Source organism: Sphingobacterium sp. 2149 (genome assembly GCF_031455655.1).
Taxonomy (GTDB): domain Bacteria; phylum Bacteroidota; class Bacteroidia; order Sphingobacteriales; family Sphingobacteriaceae; genus Sphingobacterium.
On record NZ_JAVDTD010000001.1, the window covers coordinates 310,339 to 325,533 of the forward strand.

General features: G+C 40.3%; 17 protein-coding genes. 10 read left to right on the forward strand and 7 right to left on the reverse strand.

Annotated features, from left to right (window positions below; genetic code table 11):
• The first annotated feature begins 191 nt into the window (after positions 1–191).
• From dinB to J2X77_RS01270, 6 genes are all read left to right on the forward strand, one after another.
• Positions 192–1,373, forward strand: a complete 1,182-nt coding sequence (gene dinB, locus J2X77_RS01245; protein ID WP_310078576.1) for a DNA polymerase IV — start codon at positions 192–194, stop codon at positions 1,371–1,373.
• Positions 1,354–4,290, forward strand: a complete 2,937-nt coding sequence (locus tag J2X77_RS01250) for a DNA polymerase III subunit alpha (protein ID WP_310078577.1) — start codon at positions 1,354–1,356, stop codon at positions 4,288–4,290. Before dinB ends, J2X77_RS01250 begins: the two co-directional genes overlap by 20 nt.
• A 357-nt stretch (positions 4,291–4,647) precedes the next feature.
• Positions 4,648–4,995 carry a helix-turn-helix domain-containing protein gene (locus J2X77_RS01255; RefSeq protein ID WP_293952329.1) on the forward strand — a complete coding sequence of 116 codons (348 nt, stop codon included), beginning with the start codon at positions 4,648–4,650 and terminating at the stop codon, positions 4,993–4,995.
• Positions 4,989–6,275, forward strand: a complete 1,287-nt coding sequence (locus tag J2X77_RS01260; protein ID WP_310078578.1) for a type II toxin-antitoxin system HipA family toxin — start codon at positions 4,989–4,991, stop codon at positions 6,273–6,275. The genes J2X77_RS01255 and J2X77_RS01260 overlap by 7 nt, the downstream gene beginning before the upstream one ends.
• A 419-nt stretch (positions 6,276–6,694) precedes the next feature.
• Entirely contained in the window at positions 6,695–7,183 is a 489-nt protein-coding gene (locus J2X77_RS01265) for a DUF6922 domain-containing protein (RefSeq protein WP_293888470.1), read from the forward strand.
• Between the two features lie 60 nt (positions 7,184–7,243).
• Positions 7,244–7,693, forward strand: a complete 450-nt coding sequence (locus J2X77_RS01270; RefSeq protein WP_310078579.1) for a nucleotidyl transferase AbiEii/AbiGii toxin family protein — start codon at positions 7,244–7,246, stop codon at positions 7,691–7,693.
• Between the two features lie 21 nt (positions 7,694–7,714).
• Here J2X77_RS01270 and J2X77_RS23645 read toward each other — a convergent pair whose 3' ends face one another.
• Positions 7,715–7,828, reverse strand: a complete 114-nt coding sequence (locus J2X77_RS23645) for an AraC family transcriptional regulator (protein ID WP_409050295.1) — start codon at positions 7,826–7,828, stop codon at positions 7,715–7,717.
• A 743-nt stretch (positions 7,829–8,571) separates the two neighbouring features.
• Here J2X77_RS23645 and J2X77_RS01280 point away from each other — a divergent pair.
• From J2X77_RS01280 to J2X77_RS01295, 4 genes are all read left to right on the forward strand, one after another.
• Positions 8,572–9,705 (forward strand): 2-isopropylmalate synthase, encoded by a 1,134-nt coding sequence (locus tag J2X77_RS01280; RefSeq protein WP_310078581.1) that lies wholly within the window; start codon positions 8,572–8,574, stop codon positions 9,703–9,705.
• 251 nt (positions 9,706–9,956) lie between these two features.
• A complete protein-coding gene (locus J2X77_RS01285) occupies positions 9,957–10,697 on the forward strand; it encodes an SDR family oxidoreductase (protein ID WP_209575300.1) in 741 nt (246 codons plus the stop codon).
• Positions 10,698–10,718: 21 nt separating this feature from the next.
• Positions 10,719–11,009, forward strand: a complete 291-nt coding sequence (locus tag J2X77_RS01290) for a hypothetical protein (protein ID WP_310078582.1) — start codon at positions 10,719–10,721, stop codon at positions 11,007–11,009.
• A gap of 36 nt (positions 11,010–11,045) precedes the next feature.
• Positions 11,046–11,246 (forward strand): hypothetical protein, encoded by a 201-nt coding sequence (locus J2X77_RS01295; protein ID WP_310078583.1) that lies wholly within the window; start codon positions 11,046–11,048, stop codon positions 11,244–11,246.
• Positions 11,247–11,609: 363 nt separating this feature from the next.
• Here J2X77_RS01295 and J2X77_RS01300 read toward each other — a convergent pair whose 3' ends face one another.
• The 6 genes from J2X77_RS01300 to J2X77_RS23650 all read right to left on the reverse strand — a co-directional run bounded on the left by J2X77_RS01300 (position 11,610) and on the right by J2X77_RS23650 (position 14,954).
• The gene (locus tag J2X77_RS01300) at positions 11,610–12,080 is read right to left on the reverse strand and encodes a hypothetical protein (protein ID WP_310078584.1); all 471 of its coding nucleotides are present in this window, start codon (positions 12,078–12,080) and stop codon (positions 11,610–11,612) included.
• Positions 12,081–12,126: 46 nt separating this feature from the next.
• Complete coding sequence (locus J2X77_RS01305) at positions 12,127–12,480, reverse strand: hypothetical protein (RefSeq protein ID WP_310078585.1); 354 nt, start codon at positions 12,478–12,480, stop codon at positions 12,127–12,129.
• Between the two features lie 4 nt (positions 12,481–12,484).
• Positions 12,485–12,838 (reverse strand): hypothetical protein, encoded by a 354-nt coding sequence (locus J2X77_RS01310; protein WP_310078586.1) that lies wholly within the window; start codon positions 12,836–12,838, stop codon positions 12,485–12,487.
• Between the two features lie 158 nt (positions 12,839–12,996).
• Positions 12,997–13,500, reverse strand: a complete 504-nt coding sequence (locus tag J2X77_RS01315; RefSeq protein ID WP_310078587.1) for a hypothetical protein — start codon at positions 13,498–13,500, stop codon at positions 12,997–12,999.
• Between the two features lie 255 nt (positions 13,501–13,755).
• A complete protein-coding gene (locus J2X77_RS01320; protein ID WP_310078588.1) occupies positions 13,756–14,481 on the reverse strand; it encodes a hypothetical protein in 726 nt (241 codons plus the stop codon).
• Positions 14,482–14,801: 320 nt separating this feature from the next.
• Positions 14,802–14,954 carry an IS3 family transposase gene (locus J2X77_RS23650; RefSeq protein ID WP_409050296.1) on the reverse strand — a complete coding sequence of 51 codons (153 nt, stop codon included), beginning with the start codon at positions 14,952–14,954 and terminating at the stop codon, positions 14,802–14,804.
• Between the last annotated feature and the right edge of the window lie 241 nt (positions 14,955–15,195).

Below are 15,195 nucleotides of genomic sequence, written 5' to 3' on the forward strand. Positions count from 1 at the left end.
TGATAAACAGAAAAGCCACCACCTTGTTTAAGCTGACATCTTAATATAAAATATTATGCTGACAATGAATGTGATAAAAATTAAACCATTGTGCCTTCTTGGTTGTTTGCTAATAATATTAGTATTTTTGAATACGTCAACTGCCAAAAATCAAAAGGCACAATGCAGTGCTTTTGGTACAATTGAAAAACATGGAAAGGAGTATAATACATTGTGATCTTGATACATTTTTTGTATCTGTCGAGCGCTTGGAGAACAGCAAGCTCATCGGCGTACCCGTGCTCATAGGAGGAAACAGCGACCGCGGGGTAGTAGCCTCTTGTTCCTATGAAGCCCGTAAGTTTGGCGTACATTCGGCTATGCCCATGCGGCTGGCCCTGCGCATGTGTCCAGACGCAGTAGTCGTACGGGGCGATCACGACCGCTATAGTCACTATTCCAGTATCGTCACGCAGATCATCGAAGAAGACACGCCCATTGTCGAAAAAGCCAGTATAGACGAACACTACCTTGATGTCTCCGGTATGGACCGCTTTTTTGGCTGTTGGAAATGGACACAGGAGCTCCGCCAGCGTATTATCCGAGAGACTGGATTACCCATTAGCTTTGGTCTTTCTGTGAATAAGACCGTCGCCAAGATTGCCACCGGTACAGCCAAACCCTGCGGCGAAAAGCAGGTGCAGCATGGCACCGAAAAAGGCTTCCTCGCACCGCTATCCATCCGAAAAATCCCAATGGTAGGCGAGAAGTCCTTTACGCTGCTCCGGAATATGGGAATTTCGAAGATCGGCACCCTGCAGCAGATGGAGGTGTTCACCATGCAGAGAGTGCTTGGTGAGAATGGAATCAATATCTGGCGCAAAGCCAACGGGCTCGATGATTCACTCGTGTTGCCTTTTCGGGAGCAAAAGTCCATGTCCAAAGAAAATACCTTTTTGCAGGATACCATCGATATGGATGTACTCCGCCGCACCCTGATCGGTATGGTCGATACACTGGCCTTTGATCTGCGCAAAGAGCAAAAGCTGACTAGCTGTGTCACCCTCAAGATCCGTTATAGCAATTTTGATACCCACACGCAGCAGTTGCAGATCGGTTATACCAATTCGGATCGAAAGCTTACCGATGTGGTGCTTTCACTCTTCAAGAAACTGTATAGCCGCAGGATGCTGATACGCCTTATCGGGATTAAGTTCTCGGGTTTAATTTACGGATCCTATCAGACCGACCTCTTCGACGATAGCGCCGAGGAGGTCAATCTGATGCAGGCCATGGACAAGATCCGAAAACGCTATGGCGCCGAATTTCTGATGAAGGCCATCTGTGCGCCGCTGCCGGAGAAAGGAGGGGATCATGCTCTTAAATCTACATAGTTACTATAGCCTGCGCTTTGGCACGCTCAGCCTGCAGGATCTTATCTCGGGCATGCTTGCTGGCGGTTATGATACCGCCGTACTTACCGATATCAATAACAGTTCCGGTTCGCTTGACTTTATTAAGCTGGGGCGGGCCGCAGGATTGAACCTGCTCGCCGGCATGGAGTTTCGCCACGATGATCAACTTTGTTTCGTCGCCATCGCCAAGAACGAACAGGGCTTTCGGGAGATCAATGACTATCGGACCAAGCTTAATATGGAAAACCGTGCTGTACCCGAGCGTGCACCCGAATTCGCACAGGTCTTTGTCATCTATCCCCTTAGCAAACTCAATGCTTTTCCGCTAAAGGACTACGAATACATTGGCATCAGACCCATTGAGCGTACACGTGTCCAGTTGATGGACCGAAAGGTGCTTGACCGCTGTGTTATCCTGGCACCAGTGAGTTTTCGTAAGGCCGACTATACCTTACATCGGCAATTAAGGGCCATTGACAACAACCTGCTGATTTCGCAACTGAGCCCGGATCAGACTGCAGCCGAGGACGAGGTATTTATCCCCCGGGTTAAGCTGATGCGGTTATTTTCGGATCTGCCGCAGCTGCTCGCCAATACAAACCGCATACTGGGCCAGTGTTCTTTCAGTTTTGATTTTACCAGCGTCAAGAATAAAGAAACCTTTACGGGCAATCGCTACAACGATAAGCAACTCCTGCACAAATACTGCATAGACGGCTTCTCCAGGCGCTATGGTCGTCAGGACCGGGTGGCCACCGAACGCATTCAGCGCGAGCTTGAGATTATCGAAAACTTGCGTTTCTCCAGTTATTTCCTCATCACCGACGAGATCTGCCGCTATGCACGAGGGCGCAATTTTCACTATGTAGGCCGTGGATCGGGAGCCAATTCTACAGTGGCTTATTGCCTGGGTATCACCGATGTTGATCCCATTGCGCTCAACCTACCTTTTGAGCGTTTTCTTAACCCCAAGCGCAAGAGTCCGCCAGACTTTGATATCGATTTCAGCTGGAACGAACGTGATGAGATTTATGACTTTATTTTTAATCGTTATCAGACAGGTCATACCGCACTTATGGGCGCTATGAGTACGTTTCGTTCGCGGAGTATCTTGCGCGAGCTGGGTAAAGTGTATGGACTACCCAAGGCCGAGATCGACCGCTTGGTTCATGAGCCCGAGCATATGCTCAACAAGAATGAGGTGACCAATACCATTCTGAGCGTTTACAACCGCATGACCGACTTTCCCAACCAGCGCACCATCCATGCCAGCGGCGTGCTCATCTCCGAGGAACCATTGACCTGTTATTCGGCGATGGACAATCCGCCAAAAGGGTTGCCCACCGTGCAATTTGATATGTATGTGGCCGAAGATATCGGCTTCGAGAAGTTTGATATCCTTTCGCAGCGCGGCATCGGCCATATCAAAGATTGCCGTACCATTGTGCGGGAAAACTTGGGGGTCGTCATCGATACCGACAATCCCAAGCGTTTCTTTCAGGATGCCCATATTGCAGCGCAATTAAAATCGGCCAATACCATCGGCTGTTTCTATATCGAGAGTCCGGCCATGCGGCAGCTGCTCACCAAGCTGCGTTGCGATGATTACCTGACTTTGGTGGCTGCCTCATCCATTATTCGGCCAGGTGTAGCCAGTTCGGGCATGATGAGCGAGTACATCCGTCGGCATCACGACCCCGCGACGGTCGTCTATCCACACCCTGTATTTAAAGAGCAGCTCGAAGAGACCTATGGCGTAATGGTCTATCAGGAAGATGTAATGAAAATTGCCAATGCCTATGGTGGACTCGATATGGCCGATGCCGATGTGCTGCGGCGTATGATGTCGGGCAAATACCGGAGCAAAGATCACCTGACCGAAATTGAGGATAAGTTCTTTTCAAACTGTAAGGCCAAGGGGTACCCCGAAAAAACCAGCCGCGAGATCTGGCGGCAGATGGAAAGCTTTGCGGGCTATTCCTTCAACAAGGCGCATTCAGCATCCTTTGCAGTAGAGAGTTATCAGAGTCTTTTCCTCAAGACCTACTATCCTTTGGAGTTTATGGTTGCGGTTCTCAACAATTATGGTGGCTTTTACAACCGTAAGGTCTATGTCAATGAGGCCCGAATTTCAGGTGGCAATATCTGCCTGCCCTGTGTTAATCAGTCGGTATTTAATACCTCCATTCGGGGTAAAGATATTTACCTCGGTTTTGACTGCCTGCTCAATTTGGAAGGTAAACTGGCCCATCGCATTATTGAGGAGCGCGAAGCCAATGGCACGTATACGAGTCTGGAGAACTTTGTCAAACGGACACAGACCGGTATTGAGCAGGTCGTTATCCTGATCCGCGTTGGAGCCCTGCGCTTTACGGGGACGGGCAAAAAGCAACTGCTGTGGGCGGCACATCTGATGATGAGCAAGCATAAGCCTGTGGCAGCGGGTATAGCACTGTTTGAGACCGAGAGTCGCAAGCCTATACTGCCACCTTTGGAAGAAGATATCCTGGAGGATTATTACGACGAGATGGAGCTGATCGGCTTTTGCGTCACAGGAACCCTTTTTGATCTTGCCAAAAGCGATTACCGTGGCGATATGCCGGCCCGGGAACTCCATTTGCATGAAGGTAAAATAATTCGGATAGTGGGGGACTTTGTCTGTGAAAAATTTGTCAAGACCAAGCGCGGCGACCTAATGAAATTCGGCACTTTCCTCGATGCCGAGGGGCGCTTTTTTGATACGGTACACTTCCCACAAACACTGGTGAAATATCCGCTCCGTGGTGCAGGAATCTATCTGATCGAAGGTAAAGTTGTTGTCGAATATGGCTGTCCATCGATCGAGGTAATACGCTGCGCCAAGATGCCGCTAAAGCCCGATCCGCGGAGTGAATAATTAATCCTATCTTAGTCCTATGCTGTACATCCTTTTGAACAAGTCACCAAAAGTTCCTTTCGCGAGCTTGTCGACTCCGGTTATGTCAACTTTGTGCTGCAGTGCTTGGAGTTAATTGTATCAGATTTTTCAACTAGTCAGTGGACTTTTACAACGATATACGATCCAAAGGTTGGTGAACATCCAATTTCTGGAAATAGGGATTTTAACTTCGTGTCGGAAATTATTGACCATTATTTAATGCATAGTTTGCAATTTATTAGGTTTATGCGTTTTATTTTGTACATTAGTTTTATAATATTTTAACAATTTATTATTGTGCAGAATATTGAACATTAATGAGTTTATTTGTGCTTTATGAACAATATAATAGACATTGCTAATTTATCGGATAAAGCTATTTTACAAAAAATAGGATTCTTTATTCAACAAATACGTATTAAAGAAAATATAACACAGATTGAATTAGCGCAGAAAGCTGCTATAAGCCGTACAACGTTAAGTTTACTTGAGCGGGGTGAAAATATAACTTTGGTCAATTTGGTAAAGATCTTACGTATTTTAGACGTACTATATGTTTTAAATAGTTTTGATGTACAAGAAGAACCCAGCCCAATAGAGTTAGCCAAAGGTGAAAGGCAAAAACGACAAAGAGCATCTAAAGCAAATACGCAAGAGCAAGATAATTCAGATTTAGGATGGTAAAAACGGCATTTATTAATATATATGGTAAACGTGTGGGTGTCGTAGCTTGGGATTCGAATAGAGGTTTAGCTAGTTTTGAGTATGATCCCAAATTTGATATCAAGCAATTGCCAATAGCTCCCCTTAAAATGCCTAATAAAAATAGGATTTATAGTTTCCCTGAATTTAGAGAAAACGAAACGTTTAAAGGTATGCCTGGATTATTAGCGGACGCGCTACCCGATAGATATGGTAAAGAATTAATCAATGCTTGGTTGGCGCGTCAGGGACGTCCTGATGACAGTTTAAATCCGGTAGAATTATTGTGTTTCATAGGTAAAAGAGGAATGGGTGCCTTGGAATTCGAGCCGGTAATAGGCAAAGAACCTACTTCTTACGATTTAGAATTAACCGATTTGATAGAAACAACAAAAGCATTATTGGAGAAAAAAGAAGAGTTTCATATTGATAGTCAACACAGCATGGAAGATGTGATGTTAGATGTGTTAAAAATGGGAACTTCTGCTGGAGGCGCTCGCCCCAAAGCCATTATTGCGTATGATGAAAGAACAGGAAAAATAAAATCTGGACAAACTTTAGCTGAAGAAGGATTTGAACATTGGTTAATCAAATTTGATGAGATTAGCGATGTACAATTTGGGGTGTCAAAAGGATACGGACGTGTAGAGATGGCCTATTATAAAATGGCAACGAGCTTTGGAATAGAAATGATGGAATCACGATTAATAGAAGAAAATAATCGTGTGCATTTTATGACTAAGCGTTTTGATCGTGTTGGAGGAAATCAAAAAGTACATACCCAAACTTTATGCGCGCTACAACATTACGATTTTGCAAATATCACATCCTATAGCTATGAACAAATATTTCAAACAATGCGTTTATTACGCTTGAATTATGCTGAGGCTGAGCAAATGTTTAAACGCATGGTATTTAATGTGGTAGCGCGTAATTGTGATGATCACACTAAAAACTTTGCTTTTTTGATGGATGCTCAAGGTAAATGGAAGTTAGCGCCAGCATATGATATTTGTTTCGCATATCGTCCAGATAGTGTATGGGTGAGTCAGCATAATTTGAGTATCAACGGTAAACGCAGAGATTTTGAACGTAAAGATTTGGTAGCAGTTGCCGAACAAAACTCTATTCGCAATCCAGAAAAAATCATAGACCAAGCACTTGAATTGGTGAAAGATTGGAGTAAATATGCAGCGATGTACCAAGTTGATCGATTTTTGGCAAAACAAATAGAGGGGGATTTAATCAAGGAACTGAAATGATAATAGAGAAAATGCGTAATAAGTTTAAAGAAATTACTCAATCTGAAGAATACATTTTGACGAAGGAAATGATGTTACCATAGTCCAATATCAATATCTTAGAATATCTGTTTATGACGATCTAGCCGATAAAATCGAACGCTTGTTAACAACAGGATCAGGCTACCGCATTTTTCTTAACCGTATTAAGGGAGAAAATTGGGACAAGCGCATGCTCAAGCTCTACGAGAAAAATATTATCCATTATCTACGTACCAAAACCAGGTTTCAACGCAAAAATCCCATCGATATTGTGTTCTCCTTCGTCAATGGATTTGACAGGACTTTTCTTAATATAAAAATGAACTTCTGAGTCATATCATTAAAGAATTTTTATGTGTAGCTGTAAGTGTGTAATCAATTTTGATTACATTTGTATTATGGAAAAAAGTATGGAACGTTTTAAAGGAATTCATCCAGGGCTTATCTTAGAAAGAGAGCTTAAAAGGCGTGCGATTAAGCCAAGTCCATTTGCCCGCTCTATAGATACACAAAGACAAATATTCAATGCAATCATAAAAGGTAAACGCGGCATTCCAGTACCTTTATCATTGAAAGTTGACCAGGCACTAGGAATTGAAGAAGGGACTTTTGCGTTGTTACAAACTTTTTATGAAATAAAAAATGCTAAAATAAACATTGGAAGTATAAACAAGCCAGATTTGACTACTTTGCGAAAAGTTCTTTTTTGGGACACTGATGTCAATAAAATAGATTGGGAAAAACAGGCTAAAGCCGTAATTCATCGTATTTTCGAAAGGGGAAATCAAGAAGAGAAAAATGAGATACTAAGGTTTTATGGCAAGGAGCAAGTTCAGCAGGCTTTATCTGAACCAACAACAGCTCCAATGTTGTTGCATAAACATTAGCGCAAATAATTATATTATAATACTGTTAATCACCTATTAAGAGATACACTATTAACACTAATGAAAGCGGATATTTTTTCAACTTTTCGATTGGTTGGGGGAACCGCTTTAAGCTTGCATTTAGGCCATAGGGAATCTGTCGATATTGATCTTTTCTCGGATGTTCCATATGGTAGTTTAGACTTTGAGTCAATTGACAATTACTTGAAAGATACTTTTTCGTATGTCGATCACTTGTCCAATATTGCTCCCGCTATGGGAAAGTCTTCTACGATTGGAAATGATAAAAACAACAGCGTTAAATTGGACGTTTTCTATGCAGACCCGTTCATTCAAGAACTTATCGAAGAAGATAATATTCGTTTAGCCTCAATCGAAGAAATTATTGCCATGAAGCTCGATGTGATTCAGCGAGGAGGACGTAAAAAAGATTTTTGGGATTTACACGAGTTATTAGGTAAGTATTCGATTTCACAAATGGTTGCATTACATGAAGAGCGATATCCGTAAGGTATATTCTATAAGATTATGTTATAGTCTCGCGCGATACTGCTGAGGTGATAGTCCAAAATATTCCTTGAATAGATTGGAAAAGTTCGGTACACTTTCATACCCAATTTGATAAACAATCTCAGCGATATGCATATCCTTATTTCCAATAATTGAAGCGCCTTTAGAAGGCGATGTTGTTTTATAAACTGGAATATGGTGATCTGCATTTCTTCCTTAAACTGTCTAAAAAGTGTCCGCTCCGAAAGAAAAAAATTAGCGCTAATCTCAGCGATTGACAATTTATTGTCGAGATGTTGGAGGATATACGTGCATACCTGTATCATCAATTCACTTTTTGCAGGCGTAATTTGCAACAGGATCGGTTTTGCCAATAGTATGGGGAGCATAGACTTAAAGGCCTCTAAGGTGGATGCGGTCAACGTGTCATGGTCTTTCAGCTTCCAATGTTGTTGGCCAAAAAGCAAAAAATGATTCAACAATTCATTTGATGGATACACCTTAACGTCGTCGTGCATATTGTTCATATCGACAAAAATGGTTTTTAGTGACAGTTGCTGGGAGCGAGAAATGAGTTTGTGCGGGACATGTGCTGGAATATATACAAAGAAAGTACTCGGTACACAGAAGCTGGCTTTTTCTGTATAGATAAAGAGGGTACCATTTGTTGGGCTAAGTACCTGTACTTGTTCATGAGCATGCATTTCTGTATTGAATTGTCCATAGTTACGTAATTCAATTGTGCCATCGCAGAAGGTCTTGGCACATTGAACGAACGGGATGGTGGATTTTGGCATTATTGAATAACAATTGTTCTATTTTCAAATATATTAAATTTTATAGTTCTGGTACTTTTGAGCTATAGAAATAAGTTGAATATGAAACAAGTTAAGATTTTTGATACTACTTTACGTGATGGAGAACAGGGGCCGGGCTGCCAATTGACACTGAATGATAAATTAGAAATTGCTGAAAAACTCGATGCAATGGGGGTAGATGTGATAGAAGCAGGGTTTCCAATAAGTTCACCGGGAGATTTTAAGGCAGTCACAGCGGTTTGTAAACTGGTGAAAAGGGCAACCGTCTGTGCATTAGCTAGGGCCAATAGGAAAGATATTGAAGAGGCCTCTTTGGCCTTGAGTACCGCCAAGGTGGCACGGATTCAGCTCGGAATTGGAACATCGGACATTCATATTAAACATAAGTTTAATACCACTCGTGAGGTAATCTTGGCAAAAGCGTATGAGATGGTGGCTTATGCTTCTGATAAATGTGATGAAGTACAATTTTTTGCTGAAGATGCTGGCCGCGCTGACAATGATTTTTTGGTTCAAATGACCAATACGGTGGTTGAAGCGGGCGCAAAAGTTGTAAATCTTCCTGATACCAATGGTTTTTGTACACCCTTTGAGTACTTTGAAAAGATAGCCTATGTAAACCAGAATAGAAGGGAAAAAGAGAACGCAATTCTTTCTGTCCACTGTCATAATGATTTAGGTATGGCTACAGCGAATAGTATAGCTGGGTTAATGGCAGGCGCGCTTCAGGTGGAAGGAACGATTAATGGTGTGGGAGAACGTGCGGGAAATGCTGCCTTGGAAGAAATTATTTTGACACTCATTGTAAAGGAAAATCTAGGTATTGCAACCGGAATTGATCCAAAATATATTGTAGAATTAAGTGGTATGGTCGAACGGGCAATGTCAAATCCTGTACAGGCCAATAAGGCCATTGTCGGCAAAAATGCTTTCGCGCATTCTTCCGGCATCCATCAGGATGGGGTATTGAAAGACCGTAGAAACTATGAAATTATTGATCCCCAAATCATAGGAGGAAAGTTGCCTGAATTGTTTTTATCGGCAAGGAGTGGACGTGCCGCATTGAAAGATCGATTAAAAAATATGAAAATAGATTTCCCGGCTGAACATTTTGAAAGTATCTATAGCAGATTTCTTGTTTTGGCAGATCAGAAACGTTTTATTGAAGATAACGACCTCCGACGTTTGGTTTAGGCGTACAACAACCTGATGGCAATCCATTGTAGAATATTTGCTCACAGAAACTCACAAGGAAATTTTTCCTTTGATTACATGTCGAAAAGAATATGGCGACAAAACAAAGGGCTAAGGAAAGAGCAAAACTTGCTGAACTTAAAAGTATGCTAAACTTGAGAGGTGCTTGATTCTTACCCACTACTGTTTGAATTCGCCTATTTTCTAAATTTAATTAAAGTTACCTTTGCATGGATATTAAGAGAAATATTATGAAAAGACTAAATGGAAAAGTCGCCTTAGTAACAGGATCATCCAGAGGAATCGGAGCAGTTACCGCAATAGCCTTGGCAGAAAACGGAGCAAAAGTGATCGTGAATTATAATGGAAGCAAAAATGCTGCAGACGAAATTGTTGAGAAAATTAAATCCAGCGGTGCCGAAGCGATTGCTTTAAAAGCAGATGTAAGCAAAGAAGCCGAAGTGGAAAATCTTTTTAATGAAGCCATTGCAGCTTTCGGTAAATTGGACATACTCATCAATAATGCTGGCATTATGATGACCAAACCTATCGCACAAACGTCGACCGAAGATTTTGATCAGATGTTTAACATTAATGTGAAAGGCGTTTTTAACACCCTCCGTCAGGCGGCTACGAAATTGCACGATGGCGGAAGCATTGTCAACCTAACTTCTACAGTTACCCGTACACTTTTCCCTGGTTACGGCACTTATTGTGCAACAAAAGGGGCTGTGGAACAGTTTACCAGAATCTTTGCGAAAGAAATGGGCAGCCGTGGTATTAACGTGAATGCGGTCGCACCGGGACCTACCGAGACGGAACTTTTTCTGGATGGAAAATCGGAAGAGGGTGTGGCAAGATTAGCGGCCAGCAGTGCTTTTGGAAGATTGGGACAGCCTGAAGATATCGCTAACTTCATCGTCAATATGGTGAGCGAGGATTCCAAATGGGTTTCCGGGCAAATCATAGGCGCGAATGGTGCGATGGCATAATGCTGAGATTTTAATTTTACAATGAAGAACGAAAATGAATCGCTGGAAACTTTTTATAGAGAAAAGTTAGGGATACTACCCAGTGAAATTTTTAAGAAAACAGGGCACTTCAATGTGTTTACGATGCAGGACTATACCGGTCCTGCACCTGCATTTCCGATGCCCTACAGCCGCAAAGATTATTATAAAGTCGCCTTGATCCGAGGGCCTCATATCGTTGAATATGCCGATCACACCTACTACGTAAAGCAGAACATGTTGATGTTCGCCAATCCGCAGATTCCGTACAACTGGACGTCTGAAAACATATAGCCCACCGGCGCTATCTGCATGTTTACGGAAGACTTTATGAAGGGATATGGCAACATCAAAAATTATCCACTTTATCAGCCAGGTGGAACTCCCATTCTCGATCTTACCGATGAGGACGTCGAACAAATAATGATACTCTTCAACAAAATGTTCACAGAAATCGAATCAGATTATAGTTATAAGTATGATCTGTTGCGAAATCATCTGCAGTCTGATAAAGCTGAGGGAGATATCTAAATTATCTTTTTTTAAGCCTAAATAACATTCCGGAAACTACAGCGATAACGCCGTAAGATAATACAATTCCTAAGCTCCACGTTTTTGATAAAATATAGCAGGTGGTAAAAATACCCATAATGGTAAGTGAAATTAGAATCGCCTTTACCCTTTTGACACTAATCTCGTAGCGATTCAATAGATAGAATAGTAATATATATACTATTAATGTAGGGAGAGATAATACGATTCCGCCTATCAATATCCAAGGGAAAAGCCACATATCATTGAATACTTCTTGGTTCTCAAACCCCATATAAGTTGAAAGGATGATTGGTGTTATTAATATTGTAGTTCCCCAATGCTTAAAAACATACGACCAGTTCATCTAATAACTCCCCTTCCAAAGTTTAGTTTTTCGTCATTCAGCCCACTGTAATCCAGAAAAGTCCAACCTTTGACAGCTGGTTCTTTGATTGCCATCAAAGTCGAGTAACTAATCATTTTTTTTGTACTGTCTGGTATTCCGAAGATAATCAATTGTGGAAAGAAGCAGTACTCAATATTTTTTAATTTGGTAATTTCCCTATCGGTATAGTTGATTACCGAATCTATTTTGACGTTATCTTTATGTATTCCTGCCATACTTTTCGTAAAAAGCTTTAAGGCATTTTCTTTTCCGCCCATTGCTTTAATCAGCCTTGGCGAGGTTAAGTTTAAAGTGGCAAGTGCGTTGTTAAGAGTCGAGGGTGCGCTTATTTTAGACAATGCAACGTTAAGCTCAGGATCTTTCTGAGCGTAACTAGCTGTAAAATTGAAGATAATGGCAATTACTATTAATAAAAAGGGTTTCATCGTGCTTTGTTGTTCTAAATGTCTCACTGCAGTTTGATGTAGGGTTCTATTCTTTAATATGATCTTTCAATTCTTCTTCTAAACGATAGAATAATGTTAACTCATGCTTTAGCTGATCCTCTTCCGAAATAACTGGAGGTTGGTGAGGCTCCGAAGGTTCAAATGGGCCCTTTACAATTTCCAAAGTAACTATGTCTCCCAGATGAAGTGTGGTTTTTAGCCAATCAACATGACTTTCTGCATCCGAATCTAGGCCGCCAATCTGGAAACCAAATGCGTCATTGCTGCCTCCTCTACGTGCAAGAGCAGCCATCGCATGCAATACGTAGTGAGCTTTGTTAAATCCTACTTTTGTAATCTGTTCGCCGTTTATTTTGATATTGATACCTAAATTGTCCATAGACTTATTTGATGTGGTCTTTTAGTCTTTCTTTCAGATGATAGTATTTTTCCAGTTTGCCTTTTATTGTGGCTTCCTTGTCTATAGCACTTTTGGTTCTCATTTTGGGTTCGTCAAAAGGAGCTTCAATCACCTCAAAAGTAATTGCATCACCCGCTTTAAGTTCGGTTCCGTACCAATAGAGATCGTCGTTCTGCTCACCATCCATTCCACTTACATTAAGTGTAAAGTCCTTACTTCCGTTATGTCGCTCCGTAAGGGTTACGTTGCCAATTAATACATAGTCATCTGTGTCCAATCCGGCCTCTGTGACTAGATTGCCATTGACTTTTACTTTAAGACCTAGTTTCTTATCCATAATCTTTTCTGCGGTTAGCCCTAAAATTCTTTACTATTTCCAGTCCTTCACTTTTTTAATCAACACCTTGGCAATTGGAATATCTGCAGGAGCAAGCTTGAAGTTTAGTAGGTCACTGACTTTTACCCATTCAATTAAATCATGATCTGCAGATTCTCTTACAGTATCTTCAGGGAAGCAGATAAAGGAAAACGTACGCCAAAATTCAAATAATTGGGATCAAACACGTCTTCATCAATATAATATTTCGCTTTATAGCCAGTATAAATCTGCAGTTTTTTTGCAATAGCGAGTTCCATACCAATTTGAACGTTTAATGGTATGTAAGTTTCCTTAACCCTCGTTCCCGACTGTTTCCATTTCTCGCTGTAAAATTCTGCCCCAACCCCTGCATTTGTGTAAGCTTTGAAGATATTGCTAAAATTGATCAGATCGTAACTATAATCAGCACCAATAAATGTAATGTTTGCCGTACTGTATCCAACATTCCCTAAAATATAATTTCTGTTCTTAAGACCATATTTAACTTGAAAGCCATAATACAAATCATAGGCAGGCGATTCCAGTAACAAGTCACTATTTGCACCTACAGATAGGGAATTCTTCTGAGAATATCCTATAAATGAGATAAAACAGAAGATGATTAAAAAAATACATTTCATAAATTTAATGATAAGTTTCAATGGTATAAGTTAAAGTCCAATTTAATCCTTTTTTTTATAAATAGCCCAACTATTTCGTGGTTTGTTGAAGTTGTTTAGGCCATGCTAATGTTATTGGCTAACGTTGGGTACCATAATCGAGTTCAGGATCTAATTTTTCGTTCTTTTTACACGTCATTAATAGCGAGAGCGAAATTGCTGTCAGTAATACATTTTTTGTTCTCATTTTAATTTAGGTAAGTGAATAATGATCATTTACCATGTAATTAAATCCTCGATATCTTTAGGAATTTCCTCGCAAATGCTTTCAACAATAAAGTCTGATATAGCATTCGGATTATTGTCGAGCGGAATCTTAATCCTAAGAATTTGGAATGGGAAATTGGGAATGAAACTGTTTAGGGGAGATAATACGTTCGTTCTTGATTTTGTGTAGAAAAACTCGAAATTTGAGTTCATTAAATTTGCACTTCCTTTAAAGCATTCTAAACCGGCGATAGTAAATGTTGTAACATGAGATGTTGTATCAATCTGAGTTACAACAGGAGGAGATATCAACGCTTTATAAAACAATTCAGGGCCGAAATCTAAAAGAGCGACATCTTTCATCTTATTGGGGGCTTCTTTTAAATCACTTCTTACAAGTTTTTTAGTTAGATTTATAATATAATCTGGTTTACTAATTTTGACTTTTAATTCCCCATTATTGATTGAATTGTCTTTAATGATATTTTCATTATATATTGTATCTTTCTGCAATACTAAGTTACTCTTTATGTAATATACATATTGCAAATATAATTCGTTAACCTGAGGGTTGTAGAGTGGCGTTAAATACCATTTAAGTACAATTTTGCCTTTTCCCTGATCCTTAAATTGGCTTTGAGACACTGCCTCCAATTTCATAGTTGCAAAAAGGAAGATAGTTGAGATTGTCCTAATTATGAAGAAATTTGATATTCCTATTTTTAGTAAATTCATAAACTTAAACGAGGTTAAACTAATTATTACTCGAATATAAGTTTAATTAACTGTAGCTGTGGCAGGAAATTATCCGTTGTAGACTTGATCTTAACATTTTGTATTTTTAACCTTTTTAAATTCTTCGAACGATTACTGATTTTCTCAGTAAATAGTCGTTTACGGTTTAAATCCAACGAAATTTTCATTTGCTTTCTCCAGATTTAAGATTGATAATTCATTATGAACTATTGTATCTCAAAATATACCAATTTTCAAAAGGAGATATCGAGGTTCAATAAGGACGACTTTGGAATTGCAACAATAAAATGGATACCTAATTAAGCTGCAATATTTTGTTTATTTATTTTTCTAGCAAACTCCTCTGGAGGTAAGTATTTTAAGGCAGCATGTTGCCTTTTTCGGTTGTACCAAGCCTGAATATATTCAGAGACAATAAGTGCAGCTTGCTCCCTGTAAGCTTTTTCAATCAACTCGTTCGCAATTGGAATGTCTGCGGGAGCCAGCTTCCAGTTTTGTAGACCACTGAATTTTACCCATTCAATTAAATCATGATCTGTGGAATCTATTCGTGGAATCTTTGATTGACAGGTTTAGCTTTAAACTTCCCACATACCGGAACGAAAAGTAGTCGGGCAAATTCCCGTCGGATTAATATATAAGATCTGAATTCTGATTAGCTAACTGTTCTTTTATAATCTTAAAATAGTATAA